General features: G+C 67.7%; 13 protein-coding genes and 2 tRNA genes. 8 read left to right on the top strand and 7 right to left on the bottom strand.

Annotated features, from left to right (window positions below):
• The first annotated feature begins 196 nt into the window (after positions 1-196).
• Positions 197-409 (top strand): DUF5668 domain-containing protein, encoded by a 213-nt coding sequence (locus tag VGR67_02385; protein ID HEV8335247.1) that lies wholly within the window; start codon positions 197-199, stop codon positions 407-409.
• Positions 406-1,617 carry a DUF4097 family beta strand repeat-containing protein gene (locus tag VGR67_02380; protein ID HEV8335246.1) on the top strand — a complete coding sequence of 404 codons (1,212 nt, stop codon included), beginning with the start codon at positions 406-408 and terminating at the stop codon, positions 1,615-1,617. Before VGR67_02385 ends, VGR67_02380 begins: the two co-directional genes overlap by 4 nt.
• Here VGR67_02380 and VGR67_02375 read toward each other — a convergent pair.
• The 3 genes from VGR67_02375 to VGR67_02365 all read right to left on the bottom strand — a co-directional run bounded on the left by VGR67_02375 (position 1,614) and on the right by VGR67_02365 (position 4,836).
• Positions 1,614-3,353 carry an NFACT family protein gene (locus VGR67_02375; protein ID HEV8335245.1) on the bottom strand — a complete coding sequence of 580 codons (1,740 nt, stop codon included), beginning with the start codon at positions 3,351-3,353 and terminating at the stop codon, positions 1,614-1,616. The genes VGR67_02380 and VGR67_02375 overlap by 4 nt on opposite strands.
• 90 nt (positions 3,354-3,443) lie before the next feature.
• Positions 3,444-3,950, bottom strand: a complete 507-nt coding sequence (locus VGR67_02370; GenBank protein HEV8335244.1) for a CarD family transcriptional regulator — start codon at positions 3,948-3,950, stop codon at positions 3,444-3,446.
• 85 nt (positions 3,951-4,035) lie between these two features.
• Positions 4,036-4,836, bottom strand: a complete 801-nt coding sequence (locus VGR67_02365; protein ID HEV8335243.1) for a hypothetical protein — start codon at positions 4,834-4,836, stop codon at positions 4,036-4,038.
• An 86-nt stretch (positions 4,837-4,922) separates the two neighbouring features.
• On the opposite strand from VGR67_02365, the gene VGR67_02360 reads away from it, so the two are divergent.
• The 5 genes from VGR67_02360 (at position 4,923) to VGR67_02340 (ending at position 10,034) form a co-directional block, all read left to right on the top strand.
• Positions 4,923-5,008: transfer RNA gene (locus VGR67_02360), tRNA-Leu, on the top strand.
• 108 nt (positions 5,009-5,116) lie between these two features.
• Positions 5,117-7,813 (top strand): protein kinase, encoded by a 2,697-nt coding sequence (locus tag VGR67_02355; GenBank protein ID HEV8335242.1) that lies wholly within the window; start codon positions 5,117-5,119, stop codon positions 7,811-7,813.
• Positions 7,777-7,898 (top strand) — tRNA-OTHER (locus VGR67_02350). Before VGR67_02355 ends, VGR67_02350 begins: the two co-directional genes overlap by 37 nt.
• Before the next feature lie 134 nt (positions 7,899-8,032).
• Positions 8,033-9,343 (top strand): PDZ domain-containing protein, encoded by a 1,311-nt coding sequence (locus VGR67_02345; protein ID HEV8335241.1) that lies wholly within the window; start codon positions 8,033-8,035, stop codon positions 9,341-9,343.
• Positions 9,344-9,836: 493 nt separating this feature from the next.
• Positions 9,837-10,034 carry a hypothetical protein gene (locus VGR67_02340; protein HEV8335240.1) on the top strand — a complete coding sequence of 66 codons (198 nt, stop codon included), beginning with the start codon at positions 9,837-9,839 and terminating at the stop codon, positions 10,032-10,034.
• A gap of 94 nt (positions 10,035-10,128) precedes the next feature.
• Here the strand turns inward: VGR67_02340 and VGR67_02335 are convergent, their stop codons facing one another.
• From VGR67_02335 to VGR67_02320, 4 genes are all read right to left on the bottom strand, one after another.
• Entirely contained in the window at positions 10,129-11,463 is a 1,335-nt protein-coding gene (locus tag VGR67_02335; GenBank protein HEV8335239.1) for an MFS transporter, read from the bottom strand.
• On the bottom strand, positions 11,460-12,803 hold the full coding sequence (locus VGR67_02330; protein ID HEV8335238.1) for a lysophospholipid acyltransferase family protein: 1,344 nt from the start codon (positions 12,801-12,803) through the stop codon (positions 11,460-11,462). Before VGR67_02330 ends, VGR67_02335 begins: the two co-directional genes overlap by 4 nt.
• A 117-nt stretch (positions 12,804-12,920) precedes the next feature.
• The gene (locus VGR67_02325; GenBank protein ID HEV8335237.1) at positions 12,921-13,379 is read right to left on the bottom strand and encodes a CBS domain-containing protein; all 459 of its coding nucleotides are present in this window, start codon (positions 13,377-13,379) and stop codon (positions 12,921-12,923) included.
• A gap of 163 nt (positions 13,380-13,542) precedes the next feature.
• A complete protein-coding gene (locus VGR67_02320; protein ID HEV8335236.1) occupies positions 13,543-14,238 on the bottom strand; it encodes a carboxypeptidase-like regulatory domain-containing protein in 696 nt (231 codons plus the stop codon).
• Between the two features lie 222 nt (positions 14,239-14,460).
• Between VGR67_02320 and VGR67_02315 the strand changes: the two genes are divergently transcribed.
• Entirely contained in the window at positions 14,461-18,291 is a 3,831-nt protein-coding gene (locus tag VGR67_02315; GenBank protein HEV8335235.1) for a tetratricopeptide repeat protein, read from the top strand.
• Positions 18,292-18,304: the final 13 nt, after the last annotated feature.

The following is an 18,304-nucleotide window of genomic DNA, read 5'->3' as shown; positions in this document are numbered from 1 at the left end:
TCCGCCCGGGAGAGCGCGCCCGGATCCGCGGAACGAAGAAGGGAAGATGCTGGAGCCAAAACGCCCCGGAATGTACACTAGCGCCCCCGAGGCAGTCAACCGCCGCGGGATCTCCGCGCGGCCGCATCCGAGGGCAGCGAGGCGTGAACTTTTCGTCCCCAATTCCGTTTACGCGGTTGAAAGGGAGGTGCTGAGCATGACCGTTCGGAACCGCGGCGAGTCGCTGATTTGGGGTCTTTTCGTGCTGTTGCTGGGCCTGGTTCTCCTGCTCGGGAATCTCCGTCCTGAGTGGCACATCTGGCGCAACCTCTGGAAGTTCTGGCCGGTGATCCTGATCGTCATGGGGATCAACGCCCTGATGCGCTATTTCTCCGCCCACTCGACGCTCCCGCCCGAGCCGCCTCGATGAGACGTCGCGACTTCGCCCTGCTGGTCCTCATCCTCCTGATCGGCGCCGGCCTCCAGCTCGGACAGCAGATCAAGCAGGGCCGGCTTCCCCTCGGCATCGAGGTCGACGGGCTCGATTTCATGCGCGGTCCGCTGCACACCTTCTCCGAGTCGCGGGAGGCGCCGCTGCGCGAGGGCGCTCTGCTCGCGATCGACGCCGGGCGCGGCGACGTGGAGGTGCGGACCTGGAACGAGCCCAAGGTGCGCGTCGAGGTCCGCAAGGAGCTGCGCGCGGAGAGCGCCGAGGCGGCGGCGAAGATCGCCGGCTCCGTCCGGCTGAGCCTCGACGCCGGCGCGGACGGCTTGATGGTCCGCATGGTCCCCGAAGGTGGCGCCGGCCGGGCGGGCGGCCTGCGGAGCAGCTTCACCGTGACGGCCCCGCCGCAATCCCGGCTCCGCGTCACCGCCACCCAGGGCGACGTGACGCTCCGGGGGATCGCCGGCGATACCTTCGTGCAGACGGCGCACGGCGACGTGACCGTCGAGGATCTGGGCGGCGCCTGCGAGATCGTGAATCGTCACGGCGAGGTGCGCGCCGACTCGGTGAAAGGAAGGCTCAAGATCGCCGACGAGCACGACGACGTGACCGTCTCCCAGGCCGGCTCGGACGTGGAGATCGACTCGGCGCACGGCGCCGTCTCGGTCACGGGGGCGCGCGGCAGCGTCAAGATCCGCGATCGTCACGGCGAAGTCCGCGTGGAGGAGGCGGGGGGAAACGTCGACGTGGAGGCGCCCCATTGCTCCGTCACGCTCCGGAAGATTGGCGGCGCCGTGACGGCCCGCGTCGAGGCCGACCCCCTTGAAGTCTCCGACGTGGCCGGGGCCGTGACGGTGAACGCCGAGCTGACCAGCGTGCGTCTCGCCGGGGTCCGCGGCAGAATCGAGGTCGAAGGAAAGCACACCGACGTCAGCCTCGACCGCCCCGGCTCCGACGTGGAGGTCCGGACGACCCATCAGGAGATCGATCTTTCGGGCCCGTCCCCCGGCTTTCGCATCGACGCCGCCTCGGAGGGGGGTGAGATTCAGAGCGACCTGGCCGCCCTGCGCCTTCCCGAGGAAGAAGTGTCCCGGTTCGCGGCGACGGTGGGCGACGGCCGGGTCCGCTACAAGCTCTTCACTTCCCACAGCACGATCCGCATCGCGGGCGGCGCGCCAGCCGAGAAGCCCTAGCCCTCCTTCTCTCCCGGAATGCCCGGCTCGACTTCCAGCGTCCGATGGTTGCGCAGCGTCACCCGGCCCGCGGGAAAGCCTCTTCCCTTGCGCACGTGCTTGCGCAGGGTGTAATGCACCTCGACTTTGCCGCGTCCGCGCGAGCGGCTGTAGTAGGCGGCGATGCGGGCCGCGGAGATCAGGAGCGGGCGCGGCAGCTCCTTGAGCCTCGCCGGGTTACGGACCACGACATGGGCCCCGGAACCCTCGGCGGCGTGCAGCCAGAAATCGTGCGGAGACGAGACCTGGAAGGTGAGTCGATCATTGTCGGCGGCGGTCTTCCCGACCAGGATGAGGACGCCCTCGGTGGTGCGGAACCTCCGGATCCCCGGATCGCCTTCCGGCGAGCTGGACGGGCGCCCGGAGGGCGCGCGTTTCGCCGCGGGAAGGAGTCCCGCTCTCCGCAGATCGACCTCCAGGCTCTCCATCGCTTCCATCCGCTCGGCCGAGTCGAGGCGCTCGCGCCAGGCCCGCGCGCGCTGCCGCGCTTCCCGAACCGCTTCGAGCCGGCCCCGGATCGTCCCGGCGCCGCGGCGCAGCTTGCGGGCGCGGGCATAATGACGCTCCGCGTTCTCGCGCGGCGTAAGCGCCGGATCGGCGGGAATCTCGATCTCGCGCCCCCCGGGATCGTACAAGTCGGGAACGACGATCGAGCGGCCCGTCACGCTGGCTCGCGGATGGGCGAGGATGAGATCCCCGAAGCGCTGGAACTCCTGTTCCCGCCCCGCCTGAACCAGCTCCCCTTCCAGCTTCTCCGCCAGACGCTCCAGCCTGCCGGCCTCGCGTGCCAGCGCCGAGGCGAGCCTTTCGCGCTGCTCCCGCTCGCGGCGGATGTCTCTCTGCAGGAAAGCCTGCAACCGGACCGCCTCCTCGGGATCGGGGATGGAGGTTTCGACCGGCAGCGGTTTCCGGTGCAGCGGGAAGGAGGAGAGCACCGGCATCGCGCCTCCGGCCCGCGGGGGATCGCTCAGGATCGTCGCGGGCTCGACCGGCGTGTAGAGGGTGGGCTCGAGGCGCCCGTCGCGCGCCGCCGCGAGAAACGCCGCGAGCGTCCCTTCGGGATCGGCGGCGGCTTCCTGGCGCTGCGCCAGGTCCGCTCCGAGCATGGGGCTGAATCCGCCGACGACCGCCGCCACGGCCTGGCGCGGAGATCTCCGCTCCGCGAATCGATCGAGATACTCCCGCGCTCTTTCCGGATCGAGCGTCATTCCCGCGAAGCCCGGGCGGGGGTTCGGGCCGCGGTACGGCTCGCCCACCGAGGGGGCGCGGAACGCGCTGGCGATCTCCTTCGCGTAGGCGAGGACTCTTCGCGAAGCGTCAAGGAGAAGCAGGTTCGCCGACTTGTCCAGGAGCTCGGCGACCAGCATCCTGGAGCCTGCGGCGCGCGACTCCCACTCCATTTCGACCACGCGATCCAGACCGGGCATGCGAATGCTCGCGAGCCTTTTCCCCTCCAGCTCCCGGCCGACCAGAAGGACGAACGGATCCGGGGGCAGGATCTCCGAGCGGCGGCGCCGATCGGCCCGGAACAAGAAGGGATGGGGAGGAGCGAGACCGAAGAGAAGGCAGTCGGCGTCGGACGGGTCGAAGCGGAGCGCGTACTCCTGGTCGCCCACCCGCTCGGCCCCGCGGAGGGTCCGGCCGGCAAGAACGCGATCCAGCTCCCCGGCGACGCCCCGTAGGATCAGGAAGTCCATCGGGGCGGCCCGGTCGCGCCGCGGCGCGCTTCAAAGCTCATCGGTGGAATCTCAGGGAGGAAGAGAGGCCGGAAGCGGAGCGGCGGAGGCTCAGTGATCCTTGACGTTGCGAATCGATTTGGCCACTGCCTTGTCGACCCGCTCCTCGACCTGCGCCTCGGGGGTTTTTTCCACTTCGGCGATTTCGCTGATCACCAGGTAGCGGGCCTTGTCGAGCATTCTCCGCTCCCGGTAGGACAGGTTCTTGTTCTGGCTCAGAAGGCTGAGGTTCTTCAGAACCGCCGCCACCTCCAGAATCTCTCCGGTCCGCATCCGGTTGGAGTTCTCCTGAAAGCGCCCCTTCCAGTTGCTGTACACCGGGATGTCGCCATCCTGAAGGATTCCGAAGACCTTCTCGATCTCTTTCTTGCCGATCACCCTTCGGAGTCCCACTTGGGTGGCGTTGCCGGCGGGGACCATGACCGTGCTGTCGTTGGCGAGAATCCGGAGACAGTAGTAGGAGCCGTTGGATTCGCTGGCGGGCGATTTCTGGATGGCTTCGATGACGCCGATTCCGTGGTTCGGATAAACGACCTTGTCCCCGATCTTGAAGTCCACGGAACCTCCCAGTGGCGCGCCCTTCACGTCTGAGCAAGGTTGGAGAATGGGCCCATTGTAGCGTTTCGGCACCCTCCCTGTCAATTCAGAATCGGAACACGAACCCGGCGTACGGCCCCTTCTGCGTCGCGTCGGCGGCCCCGAAGTCCTCCAGATCGACGTCGATCCGCACCCGCCGGTAGCCGGTGATGATGCCGAAGAAGTGCGACCAGTACACCTCGGCCTGGATCCGCGCGTCGTAGAAAGTCACTTGGTTGCCGCTGAAGTGGCCGCCGATCCCGTTGATTTCCCCAAGGAATCGGAGCATCGGTATGGGTTCGAAAGCCACCCCCAGCCCGGCCACGGGATAGGTCACGCTTTCGTCGATCGAGGCGCGGGAGGGCGTCGTGGCGGAGTCGAGCGTCGCATCGACGCCGAGCCGGTTTGCTCCGATCCGGAATCCCAGCTTGATCAGACGGAGGCTCAGGAAGTCGTAACCGTAGAGCAGCGACTTCAGCTCGGTCTGGAGCCGGGTCTTCACCTGCTCTCCCGGCAGGAAGACCTGGTCGTCGAAGATCACTGGCGAAGTCAGGAGCTTGTTCCCCTCCCGGCGGCTGTCGTAGGTCGTGTAGATCAGGGAGTTCTTCTTGAGCCAATGGAGCCAGATCCGCCCGGCCGCCAGCTTGTCCGTTTCCTCGAGACCCAGCGCCTCATGCGGGTCGACCTTCGTCCCCTCGACCAGGTCGCCGTCGATCCGCCACGTCCCCTCCATCCTTTGGCTCCAGTACTGGGGCTCGAATCCGATGAAGTCGCCGACGGCGAATGCCGGAGCGCCGGCGCTTCCGCTTCCCACGATGAGCAGGACTCCCGCAGCGAGCTTGAAAATCGATGACCTGCCTCGATGCATGCCGCACCTCCGGGCGACAATATAGGGCATTTCAATACGCCTTGCCTCACGGCGGCCCGATCCGCTACTCTTCCCGCGACTTCGGCGCCGGAGTGGCGAAATGGCAGACGCACGGGACTCAAAATCCCGCGGGGGCAACCCCATGTCGGTTCGACTCCGACCTCCGGCACCAATGCCTTCAAACGTTTACACAATTGCCTCTGCCGATTTCCCTCCCGTGGTCCACCCAGAGTAGAATCGGCCCGATTCGCGCACACCCCCACGGGAAATCCAGAACGCAATGACCCTGGCGTCCGGATCGCGTTTGGGACCCTACGAGATCGTCGCTCCGCTCGGCGCCGGAGGCATGGGCGAGGTTTACCGCGCGACCGACGCGCGGCTGCGCCGCCAAGTCGCGCTCAAGGTGATTCCCTCCGCACTGGCGCGCGACGCCGACCGCCTGGCCCGCTTCCGGCGTGAAGCCCAGGTGCTCGCTTCGCTAAATCATCCCAACATCGCCGCAATCTACGGACTGGAGGAAGGAGACGGAGTCCCGTTCCTGGTCCTGGAGCTCGTCGAAGGAGAGGATCTCGCCCAGCGGCTGGCGCGCGGGCCGATGGCGATCGAGGAAGCCCTGGCGATCTCCCGCCAGATCGCGGAAGCCCTGGAGGAGGCCCACGAGAAGGGGATCGTCCACCGCGACCTGAAGCCCGCCAACGTCAAGCTGACGCCCGACGGAAAGGTCAAGGTCCTGGACTTCGGGCTGGCGAAAGCGTATGAAAGCGACGCCGCGGGCGGCGCCGGGATCGATGGTACGCGATCGCCGACGATGACGCACGCCGCGACGGTGGCCGGAATGATCCTGGGCACGGCGGCCTACATGTCGCCGGAACAGGCCCGGGGCCGGACGGTCGACCGCCGTGCCGACATCTGGGCCTTCGGCGTCCTGCTCTACGAGATGCTCACGGGGCGCAGGGCCTTCGAAGGCGAGGACATCTCCATCACCCTCGCCAACGTCCTGAAGGAAGACGTCGACTGGCAGGCGCTGCCGCCCGATCTCCCGCCTTCCGTGCGGCGCCTGCTGCGCCGGTGCCTGGAGAAGGACCCGCGCCGGCGCCTGAGCGCCATCGGGGACGCCCGCCTGGATCTCGACGAGAAGGAGCCGGCCGCCGCGCCGGTCGCCGTCCCCTCTTCCCCGCGCCGGTCGATCGGTCTGCCCCTCGCCGCGACGATCGCGGCCGCCGCGATCCTCGGGACGGTAATCGGCATGCGCGTCTTCTCGCCTCCCTCGGCGCCCGCCCACGGCGGAGTGATCCATCTGACGATCGCGCTCCCGCCAGGGGAGCAACTCGTCGGCACCGCCCTAATGCCGCTCGCCCTATCTCCGGACGGATCCGCGCTGGCCTACGTCAGCCGCGGCGACGGCGCCCAAAGGATCTGCCTGCGCAGGCTCTCCGAGCGCGAGCCGGCCGAGCTCGCCGGCACGGAAGGCGCCTTCAGCCCCTTCTTCTCGCCCGACGGACAGTGGATCGGCTTCTTCGCGGACGGGAAGGTGAAGAAGATCTCGGTGAGCGGGGCGGGACTCCAGGTGATCTTCGACGACACTCCCGATCCGAGGGGCGGGGACTGGGGCGCGGACGGCAACATCTACTTCGCACCGGTGAGCACCTCGGGCATCTGGAAGGTGCCGGCGACGGGTGGCGCGGCGGCGGAAGTCACGCGCAAGGATACGGCCCAGGGCGAAATCAGCCACCGGTGGCCCCGTTTCCTGCCCGAGCATCAGGCTCTTCTCTACAACATCTGGACGGGCCCGGGACTCGACGAGCGCGCGATCGTGTTCCAGTCGCTGGCGACGGGTGAGCGGCGCACCCTCCTGCGCGGGGCAAACACGCCTCGGTACCTGGATTCCGGATTTCTCATGTACGCCCGCATGGACGACCTTCTCGCGGTTCCCTGGGGGCCGGAGACGAAAGATCTCGCGGGCGTGGTGCCGCTCACCCTCCCGGAGCACCCCCGCGAGGTGGGCGAGAGTGCCGCCATGTATGCCGTTTCCCGCAACGGGACGCTCGTGTACGTGCCGGGCGGAGCCCGGTGGTATGCGCAACGCGTCCTCTGGGTCGACCGCTCGGGAAGGACGGAAGTTCTTCCGTTGCCCGAGCGCGACTATGAGAGCGTGGCAATCTCCCCGGACGGGAGCCGCGCAGTCCTGCAGACGACGGAAGGGACGGTCCATCTCTGGATCTACGATTTCTCGCGCCGCACCCTCTTGCCGTTCCTCACTGCCGGCAGCAGCCAAGCCCCGGTCTGGACCCTGGACGGACAGCGGATCATCTACCGCGCCACGCGCAAAGGCCGGAGGAACCTGTGCTGGAAGGCGGCCGACGGCACGGGAGAGGAGGAGTGGCTCACCGAGAAGGAAGGGATCCTCCAGACGCCGACCTCGGTCACCTCCGACGGCCGCTGGGCGATCTTCTCCGAAATGGGCCTCCGCGGGTCTACGAGCACGACGCTGTGGGCCCTTCCCCTGACCGGGGAGAGGACCCCGCGTCCCGTGGTCCAGGCCCCGGGACGTGTGGCCGACGGGCAAGTCTCGCCCGACGGCAAATGGCTGGCCTTCAACTGGAACGGCTCCGGCCGGCTGGAAGTCTACGTCCAGCCCTTTCCCGGTCCTGGACCGCGGGTGCAAGTGTCGAACGGCGGCGGCAGCGAGCCCCGCTGGTCCCGCGACGGGCGGGAGATCTTCTATCTCAATCTCAGCTACGACAAGCTCATGGCGGCGGCGGTGCGGCCCGGGGCGGCCTTCTCCACGGGAGAGCCGCGCGTGCTGATGGAAGGGCGCTACCGGCCGAGCGGTAATGTCAACACCGCCTACGACGTCTCGGCCGACGGACGCCGGTTCCTGCGCATCCAGCAGGTCGAGCCCCAGGGGCCGATGAACCAGCTGGACGTCGTCCTGAACTGGGCGGAGGAGCTGAAGAGGATCGCCGCGAATCGGTGAAGTTGTCGATTCATCACTCCTTCTCGAATCCACTGCTGGGTCGAGGTTCAACCCCATGTCGGTTCGACTCCGACCTCCGGCACCAGCGGCCGCCGCTTCTCCCGATTCGCCGCCGAACTTTTTCATCCTTCTTCACGTCATCCTAGTCATATAGGACGTAAGGCGGGTCGACGGACTCGTCCCCCCAGGGTCTTCAAACTCGATGCGGAGGGAGGCAGGATGGCGGATAAGCGATTGAAATACGTGATATTGACCTTTTCGTTGTGCCTGGTGGCGCTCCTGCTCTTGTCGCTCTCTCCCGCCTCCACGGCGGGAAACCGCTCCGCCGTTCCTCCCGTTCCGGCAGCTCCGGCCGCGGCGCCGCGCGAGCCGAGTCCGCCTCCGGCGCCGGACGCTCCGGACGCCCCCGAGGCTCGGCGGGCCTGGCTCGGCGTGGTCCTCTCCGAGGATGAAGAAGGAAGAGGGGTCCGGATCACCGACGTGAAGGACGGGAGCCCGGCGGCCAAGGCGGGGCTTCAGGAAGGCGACCGGATTCTCGAGCTCGACGGCCACGACGTCGACGACGCGGGGGACATTCGGCGGGCGATGCGGGATGTCGAGCCAGGCGACTCGGTGCAGATCCGGATCAAGCGCCGATCCTCCGAGAAGACGCTGAACGCCACGCTGGGAGAGTCGCCGCGGTCGCGCACCTTCCACAAGCGCGCCGGACCCGGCTGGTTCGAGAACGAGGAGGGCGAGACACCGGAGCCGATGCCCTTCGGCATGCTGGGAATGTCGCGGAATTTCATGGGCGTGCGGGTCCAGGGCATGACGGAGGATCTGCGCGCCTACTTCAAGGCGCCGCGGGGCCGCGGAGTGCTCGTCAGCCGGGTCGAGGAGGACACGCCGGCGGCCAAGGCGGGACTGCGCGCCGGCGACGTCATCATCGCCGTTGACGGCAAAGGGATCAGCGAGCGCGGCGACATCGCCGAGGCCCTCTCGGATCATGAGCCCGGCGACCGCGTGGCGGTGAAGATCGTCCGCGACGGATCCGACAAGACGGTGGACGTCGAGATCGCCGAGCGCTCCCGGCCCCGGCATCGCTCGATGTTCCTCCCCGAGGAGCACGACCACGAGATGGAGAAAGAGGAGGAAGAGGAGGCGTCTCCCGAGGTCGAGGAGTCGGTCCTCGAATCGCTCCGCCAGGCCCACGACGAGATCGAGCGGGCCTCGAGCATCGACTTCTCCATGCAGATGAGCGCGGCCGAGGCCGCGCTCCGTCAGGCCGGCATGCTTGATCGCCGAAGTCAGGAAGAGATCCAGCGGCAGATCGAGCGGTCAATGCAGGAGGCCCGGGACGCGATGCGCCAGGCCTCGAGCATCGACGTCTCGAAGCAGATCCGCGAAGCCCAGGCGGCGCTCCGCCAGGCCGGCATGTTCGATCGGCGGAACCAGCAAGAGATCCAGCGTCAGATCGAGCGGTCGATGCAGGAGGCCCAGGACGCGATGCGCCAGGCCGCCGAGAGGATGAGCGAGGAATCCTCCTTCTAACCAGGCTCCACTCGCCTCGGCCGGACCCGGGAAGGAACCCGCTTCCCGGGAACGTTCCGGCCCAGGCGCCTCCCCCCACGATCACCGCCCCTCTTCCCCTCCGCGATCCGGGAAGAGGGGCGGATCGATTCTAGCCTCGGGATCTCCCCACAGCGCAGAGCGGGCGGGGCTTTGAAGCTGGCAGCCTCTTTGCTATTCCCTTCGACAGCGCCGAACGCCGGCACCGGATTCCGGCCCGGGCGGGCGGCATATGGAGGGGAACATGAAGAAATTGCTTGCAGTTGCCGGGACGCTCCTGCTAGGAGCCGCGCTGGCTGGTCCCGTGATGGCCTCAGGACATCGTGGCCACCGCGGGGGACACTACCGAAGCAGCGGGGGACACTACCGAAGCAGTGGACACCATGGGAGCCACCGGAGTTTCAGCCTCGGGATTTCGTCCTTCCCCTTACCCCGACTTCACCTCCCGTCCCCGCGCATCCGCTCCTCGTTTTCCTTGAGGCTCGGCAGCCCCGCGTACCGATACGACCGATACGATCGGTACGACCGGTACTATGACGACGTCTACTACGAGCCCGCCTATTACTCGCCGCGCCGGGTCTACGTGGAGCCCTGCGAGCCGGTCTGGGTTCCGGGCCATTACGCCTATGACGAGGGCTATCGCGTCTACATCGAGGGACACTGGTCTCGCTGACGCTCTGACCATCCGCTAGCGCTTCCCTCCGGCCGACGACTTCCCGGCCGGTTCAAGAAGAAAGCCCCCGCTCGAGGCGGGGGCTTTTTTTTCGTCAGGACGGCGGGGCCGGCTCGATGCCCGCCGCCCGATCCAGGTCGCCCGGAAGGTATCGCGAGCCCACCAGCAAGAAGATCCCCGAGATCACCATCGCCACGACCGCCAACTGAATCCCAACCTGAAGCGACGAAAGGTCAGCGACCCAGCCGATCAGGAAGGGGGACGGCGCGTCCCCCAGGAGGTGGATGATGACGATGTTGGCGGCCACCGCCATGGAGCGCAGACGGGGTGGACTCACGCTGACGATGACGGCGTTCAGCAATCCGGTGTTCAGGAACAGGCAAAAGACGGAGGCGGCGAGGCAGGGGATGAAGAAACCGCGCGACGTGGAGAAGATAAAGGCCAGCGCGAAGGGCACCGCGGCCAGGACCCCGGCGCCGGAGAGAAGGAGATGCGCGCGGCGGCTCCGGCGCATCAGCCAGTCCCCGCCAAACCCTCCGGCGAGCGTTCCGGCCAATCCCGCTCCGGCGACCACCGAGCCGGTCAGATGGTTCGCTTCGGCGAACGGCAGCCCCTTGATCGTCTCGAGGTAGCGCGGCATCCAGAAGGCCATTCCGCCGATCGCGAAGGTCAGCGCTGCGTAGCCGAGGTTGGTGTTCAGGTAGGAGCGGCTCCGGATCAGCTCGCCGTACGCCTCGATGACCTGCCGGATTCGCTTGGCGTAGGAGAAGCTCCCCTCTTCCATCCTCCGCGCCTCCGGGAGGCGGCGATCGGGAGCATCCATCCCGCCGCGAACCGGCTCCCTGAGGAAGAAGATCGGGACGGCCAGAAGCAGGCCGGGCAGGCCCACCAGCCGGAAGCAGAAGCGCCACCCTTCGGTTTCGCCCAGATACCCGGCCAGCAGATAGGCGAGAGCCGCCCCGGCCGGGATCGTCAGGAAGAAGATCGCCATCACGCGGCCCCGCTTTCCGACCGGAAAATAGTCGGCGAGAAAAGGGGGAGACAGCGTCCCGAAGGAGGCCTCGCCCACCCCCACCAGACCGCGCGAGAGAAGCAGCCAGAGGTAGGAAGGAGCCAGGGACGATCCGGCCGTCGCCAGGCTCCAGAGGATCGCTCCCAGGGCCAGGATCCCGCGGCGGGGAAAACGATCCCCCAGGTAGCCGAAGACCGGCGCGGTGATCAGGTAGACGAGAAAGAAGAGGGTCCCGAAGAAACCGAACTCCGCGTCGCTGATCGGGAAATCCCTCCGGATCAACGATTGCACGGAGGAGATGATGTATCGATCGACGTAATCGAGAAGGTTGAGCGTGGTGAGCATCGCCAGGACGTAGTGGGGATACGCGCTTCCCGGGGCCGGAGCTTGGGCCCCCGCGGAATTCGCCGCGTTCACCGTCGAGCCTCCGGGGTCCCCGTGAAAGGACGCTGGAGCGGCATGCTCTGATACAGGTGCATCACCTTGTCGAGGATCTCCTTGCGTCCCGCGCGAATCTCGCCGATGGCGCCGCCGACCCGGGACGCCAGTCCGAGCGCCCGGGCGGCCCGCAGAAGCAGCGCGAAGTGATCGGCCACGACCAAAGCCGCCCAACCCGTCGCCGGGAGCAGGATGATTCCGGCGACGAGGGCCCGGAAGCCGGCGAGCGCGTAGAGGACGACGGCGAAGATCAGGTAGGTGAGCGGAAAGAAGGCGAGCCCGGCCATGAGCTTGATGGTGGCCGAGAGGTCGGGATGCCGGTTCATCCGCCGCTCCAGAGGGCCGCACAGCGAATAGGGAATGACGTGGACCAGGAACCCGGCGGCGGCCGGCAGGGCCAGCAGGAGGACGACGAGCCCGCTTCGCAGGAGAAGGAGCGCCGTCCTTCCCGGCGTTTCGGCGAGATCGACCTCCTCATCGCTCACCGAGAGCTCCGCGAGCCGCCGGCGATAGGCCTCCCACCGGTCGCGAATCTCCCGCACCGCGGAGGGCTCCGAGGCGCGGTACGCCTGATACTCCGCGATGAATCGCTTGATAGCGGGCGCCTCTTCCGCCAGCGTCGCCGACCTTCCTCCGAGATAGAGATCCTTGACGCCCCGGATGAATGTCAGCTCCTCCCAGGAGTCGAGGCCCGGAACCAGCGCCGAGAGGGCCGCTTCCATCCTTGCCGTCAGCTCCTCCACCGCTTCCGGCGGGCCGTCCCGATCCAGGAGATCGGCGGTCGGGACCGGCGCGGCGAAAACGATCAGGACGCGCGACCGGAAGGCCGTCTTCGACTCGAAGTTGATCCCCACGGGGATCAGGCGGACCGGCGCGTCGCTGGCCCCCGACGCCAGAAGGAAGATCCTCGCCGCCCCCGTCTTGAGGGTGGACAGACGCGGGCGGTCGTGACTGATCCCCTCGGGGAAAAGGCAGATCGCTCCTCCCGATTGCAGGATCCTCCGGCACGCCTGCAGCGTCTCCTCGTTGCGGCGCGACTCTCCGGGAGCATCCTCCCGGCGATAGACCGGCAGGCCGCCGATCCGCCGCAGGACGAATCCGACGACCGGCATCCGGAAGAGCGTGTGCTTGGCGAGGAAGGAAATGGGACGGGAGATGAGGGAGAGGAGCAGCAGGGCGTCGAGCAGCGCGTTCCCATGATTGGCGATCAGGAGGAGCGGGCCCTGGCGCGGGACCGATTCGAGCCCGGGCGTCTCGATCTTGCGGTAGTAGACGCGCAGACAGATCGAGATGAAGGCGCGGAACAACCTGTAGAACATCGATGCCCTCCGGCAGGCCGCCGGATTATATCCCGGGCTCGAGAGGCGCCGGCGCAGCCCGCCGGGTGGCGGAGGAAGCACACCGGCCGGAGACGGCGGAATCTGGCGAGGAGGAGGCTATTCGGGAAGGCGGACGTTTCCCAGGGCGATGATCCGGCAAAGATCCAGGGCGGAGACGATGCCGCTGAGCTTGCCGCCCCGGGTGATCGGAATTCGATGGATGCGCCGCTCCCACATCGTGCGGCACAGCTGCTCCACGGGCGTCTCTTCGTCCGCCGAAATCACTTCCCGCGTCATGATGTCGCCGACCCGGAGGGGCGTGTCGCTCTCGGCGAACGAGGCGAAGCCTCGCTGGAAAAGATCCTTGATGTCCTTGGGCGGCTGGAAGGCTTCGTTCCTTCCCCCTTTGCGGAAGATGACGTCGTCCTGGGAGACGATTCCGACCAGCTGGCCGGCCTCGTCCACCACGGGAGTGCCGTTGATGTTCTCGCGGCGCAGGACGTCGCACAGCTCCTCCATCGTGGTCTGAGGGAGCGTCGTGATCGGTTCCCGGGTCATGATCTCTTTGGCCTTCATCGTCGTCTCCCGCTCTTCCTTCCGGCGAGCGCTCCGGATTTGGGTACATTAAGCCGCGCTCCCCGGCGAGTCAAGGCTGGACCATCGTTCCGACCGACGCAGAAAAGCCCGGCCAAGGCCGGGCTTTTCGTTGACAGACCTTCGACCCGCTGCGCCGCGCTTCTTAGGGAGTGCTCTGGCTCGGCGGCTCGGGCACCGAACTGCTGTCGCCCGCGATAGAGGAGGCCAAGGCACCGAGCACGATCGCTCCGCCTCCCAGACCCACCGCGACGCCCCAGCCGCTCCGCCAGAAGCTTCCCCCCTTCTTCTTCTTGGCAGCCTCCTGCTCGGCGGGCGTCTTCTTCTCTTCGGGCTTTTTCTCCTCCGGCTTCGTCTCTTCGGGTTTCGTCTCCTCCGGCTTGGTCTCCTCGGGCTTCGGAGCCTCCGCAGGGGGTTGCGCCGGGGGCTCGCTCGGAGGAGGCGGGGGAGGCGGAGTGTCGCCAGGATTGTCCTGCGCCGATCGGTTCAGAGCGAGAGAGAAGAGGGTCTTCCTCCCCTGCAGGACGGGGACTCGCTCCAGGTTCACGTAGAGGCCTTCGCCCGTGTCCACCGCAACCTGGTACTGGCCGGACGGCAGATCGCCGAGAACGTAGCGGCCGGAGCGATCCGTGAGGGCGGAAGTGAAGATTTTCGAGGTGGTGAGGTTCGCCGCCTTCACGATGACGCCGGGGCGGGGCGTCACTCCGTCGGCGACGAAGATGCGACCGGCCAGGGACCCTGCCGCCTGGGCGGACTGCCCGAAAGAGATGGGAAAGCCACAAAGCGATACCGCCAGTCCGAGGACCGCCAGCCGACGACCGACTGCCGAAGCGAGCCGCATCACGCCTCCTAGAGAGATCTCTTCCGCAAGAAAACTGCTTCGCTGTATCGAGTGGCGCCAATATACCCAGAGCCCTATCCCGAGTCAAGCGACAGCTAAGTTGCTAAACAATCTTGAAATCCGTCTCTGCATCTCTATATTTTCCATGGTCCTGGCCGGGCGATTCTCGCCCGTCGGACAAGCCTAAGCGCTGGCCGGAGAGCAGCTTGAGCCTCGAGGCCCATGAAGCTTCCTGACGTTTCTCTCCTCAAGACCCTCACCCAGGGGCCCGAGGCCCGGGCCCTCGAGAAGGCCCGCACCTCGCTCAACGAGGGGCGCGCCGACAAGGCGATCGAGGCCCTGGAAGCGGGGCTGGCGCGCAACTCCGACAGCGAGCCGCTCCTCTTCGAGCTTTCCCGCTGCTTCCTCGCAGCGGGCCGCGAGACCGACGCGGGAGAATGTCTCAAGAAGGTCCTCCGCCTCCGTCCGAAGCACATCGATGCGGTCCAGGAGTTCATCGAGGAAGTGAGGATGAAGGGGCGCGAAGTAGGGACCTTCTACGATGCCGTCGCGGAGCACTACATTCGGCAGGAAGACTACCCCCGCGCCTTGGATGCCTTGGATCGAATCAGTCCCGAGGCGCTGCGCGTGTATCACGGGAGGCATCTCGCCAAGTGGGAGGCCGTCCGGAAGAACGCCCCGACGGCGAAGCTGACCAAGACCTCCCTCCACTCCGCCTATTACGTCGCCCTGGCGCTCGAGCGCGCGGGGGATTACGGGAAGGCGACCCAGGCCTACCGGAACCTGATCGAGAAGAACCCCGAGGAGACCGGGAAAATCTGCGCCCGCTTCGAAGCGATCCTGGCCCGCGATTATCACAACCTCCCGCTCCGTTTCGGCCTCGTCGATCTGCTCCTCGAAGCGGGAAAGACGGAGGAAGCGCTGGCGCAGATCGATCACGCCATGGAGGCGGACGCCGCGGGGGCCGCTCCTCTCGCGGCGGCGCGGATGGACGCGGCCCTGAAGGAGAGTCCCGACAGTCCCGGCCTGCTTTGGCTGCTCGTCCGCGCCCGGTGTCAAGAGGGGAAATTCGCGGAGATGCTCGCGGCCCTCTCCCGGCTTGGCGCGCATGCCTCGCACGGCCCGCCGATCGTCCAACTGCTCGAAGAGCTCACGCCGAAGATGGAGGAGCATCCGGAACTGCGCCTGGCGCTGGCCGACGCTTATGTCCGGGCCGGCAAGCCGGTCCTCGCCGTGGAGGCGATCCTGCTCGCCTCGGAGAAGATCGGCGACGCCAAGAGCGCCGCCGCGTTAGAAAAGGTGGCGGCCGCGTTCCCGGATCACGCGCGCACCTTCCTGCTTCTGGGAGAGCTGGACTTCAAGGCCGGGCGATCCGAGGAGGGGGTGGTCCGCTACGAGCGCGTGCTGGCGCTCTCCCCCGAGGACGGGCCGATTCTCGTTCCGAAACTCCTGGCGATGCTCGAGCAGAACATTGCCTCCGCCCCGATTTCAGCCGCCCTGGCCAAGATCTTCCTGCAGCAGAAGGAGCTTGGGCGGGTCGCGCTCCTGCTGCGCAACCGGATCCGCCGCGACCCGAAGGCCGCCACGGAGGCGCGCGCCGCCGTCCAGGAGGCGCTGCTCGCCGACCCGTCGCACCCCGGGTTGCGGATCGCGCTGGCCGAGTCGTTCGTCGCGGCCAGCGAGCCGGTGGAGGCCGTGTCGGTCCTTGGAGGGCTCCTGGCCGACGATCCCGGCCGCGCGGCGGAGGTCCTCCACCTCCTTTCCGAGGCGTCGCGGTGCTCCCGGGAGGCCGCCCGCGCCGCGCTCCCGGTGTTCCGCGACGTGGCGTCGGGCGGGGCGCTCCCGGCGGCGGCCCGGTTCGGCCAGGGGGAAGCGGCCATGATCGCGGGGGAGATCGGCGAAGCGGTCAACGCCTTCCAGGAAGTCGCGGTCCTGGCCCCGGAGCGGATGGAAGAGATCGAGGAGATCTTCGAGACCCTGCTGGCCCGCCATCCGGAGACGACCGAGGTGCGGTACATCCTGGCGGGACTGCACCTCCAGCAGAAGGACTACCGGGGCGCGACCGCGGAGCTCCGCAAGATCCAATCGCTGAACGCCGACTTGCTGGCCCCCGTGCTGGCCCGCTACCGGGCCGCGCTGAAGACCTCTCCCGACGATCTCGAGGTCCGTATCGGCCTGTCGACCGCCTTGTTGCTCTCCAAGCAGTTCGAGCAGGTTCAGGCGCTCGGCAGCGAGACGCTGCGGCTCCGGGACGACCATCAGACCGCGCCCATCCAGATCCATCTCGGCGAGGCCTTGCTCGAGCGGGGGGACGCCACCGCCGCCGTCAAGCGCTATTACAACGCCTTCCGAAAGAGCTCCTCCCTCGCCTCCGAAGTCGCCGCGAAGCTCGAGCGCGTGCTGGATCTCCATCCCAACCTGTCCCTTGGGTCGCTGGCGCTCGGGAAGATCCTCCCGGAGATCGGACGGGTGGCGGAGGGAGTGGGCCACCTGCTGGAGGCGTTCCGCAGCGATCCGCGCATCTCCGAAGGAGTCCTGTCCGAGCTGGATCGAATCCGCTCCTCCCATCCCATCTCTCCTGAAGCCGCCGTCGCCCGCGTCGAGATCCTCTTCGGACTGGGAAACGACAAGGCCACGACCGAGGCGATCACGACTGTCCTGGAGTCGCATCCGGAAAGCGCGCGATCGATGATTCCGCGCCTGGAGACCATTTTGGCGCGCTCCTCCCGGCTGTCTTCCGGATACCTGGCGATGGCCCGCGCCCAGCGGACGCTGAAAGACATCGCGCGCGCCGCCGAAGCCTGTCGGGGGGCCTACCGCGTCGACAAGGCCTCGGCTCCGCAGGTCATCCGCTACTGCTCCGAGATGATCTCCGAGGATCCCAAGGCGGCGCTCCCCTACCTCACCATGGCGGAAGTGTATCTGGCGGACGGCGAGATCGCGGGAGCGGCCGAGAAGCTCTTCCAGGCGGCCTCCCGGACCGACGGCCCCCGCGATGAGGTCCTGCGGATTCTCGAGGAGATCATCTCCCAAGACGCCGGGACAGCCCGGGTGGCTTTCCTGTCCGCCGAGATCCTGTTCCGCTTCGATCGACTGCCCGCGGCCGTGCGCGCCTATCGCAAGGCGCTGGAGCGCGACCCCGGGCTCCTGGACTCGGTGCTCAAGGGGTTCACTCTGCTGATCGAGAAAGACCCGCGCCTCGGCGAGGCGAGGCTGGCCCGCGCCCAGGGACTTGCCCTCCGGCAGGAATTCAACGCCGCCGTGGAGGATCTCGAGACGGCGGCCCGCTCCGTCCCCTCGCTCGCTCCCGAAGCGCTCAACGAGGCGCGGCGGCTCGAGCCGCGGTGCCCCGGCAACTATCGCCTGGCGGCCTTGGTCGCGGATCTCCTGCTGGCCGCCGGGCGGCCCCAGGAAGCGGCCGAGGCGCTGCAGCAGGAGCTTGCGCGCCCCTGGGAGCCTAACGAGAGGCTCAGCCTGCTCGTCCGCCTCTGGCGCGCCTGCCTGGCCCGCGGCGAAACCGCCGCGGCGAAGCAGGCCCTGGCGGAGGCGGAATCGCTGGCTCCCGATCGCAATCGTCTGCTGTCCCGCGTGCACGATACCGTGCTGGCCCACGTCCAGACCGAGGTCGGCGCCCTGCGGGAGCGCCTGGGTAAAGGCGAGACGGGGGGAGCCGAGATGCGCCGCCTGGCTCTGGGTCTCCTGACCCTCGGCGAGACGCGCGAGGCTCTCGATCTCACCGGCGCGGCGGCCGGGGTCCTGGAGGCGAGCGATCTGCTGCGCATCCATTCGGAGGCGGCGCTGCAGGAATCCGACTACTTCCGGGCCGCCGAGATTCTCAAGCCCTGCGGGCCCGACCGCCGCCTGGCCTTCGCCGCCGAGCGCTGCGGTGACTACGTCCTGGCCTGCCGGACGCTGGAGCGGATCGCCGAGGGGGATCCGAGCCCGGAGATCCGCTCCGCCCTGAAACGCGCCTACCGGCGGCTGGTGCTTCACGACCTCGAGCCGGAGCGGCAGAAGCTCCTGGGAGAGACGGTTCTTCGATTCGGAAAATGAGCCAAGGAGAAGG

This window comes from Candidatus Polarisedimenticolia bacterium (assembly GCA_036004685.1).
Lineage (GTDB): Bacteria > Acidobacteriota > Polarisedimenticolia > Gp22-AA2 > AA152 > DASYRE01.
This window is presented reverse-complemented; position numbering and strand designations above follow the sequence as displayed.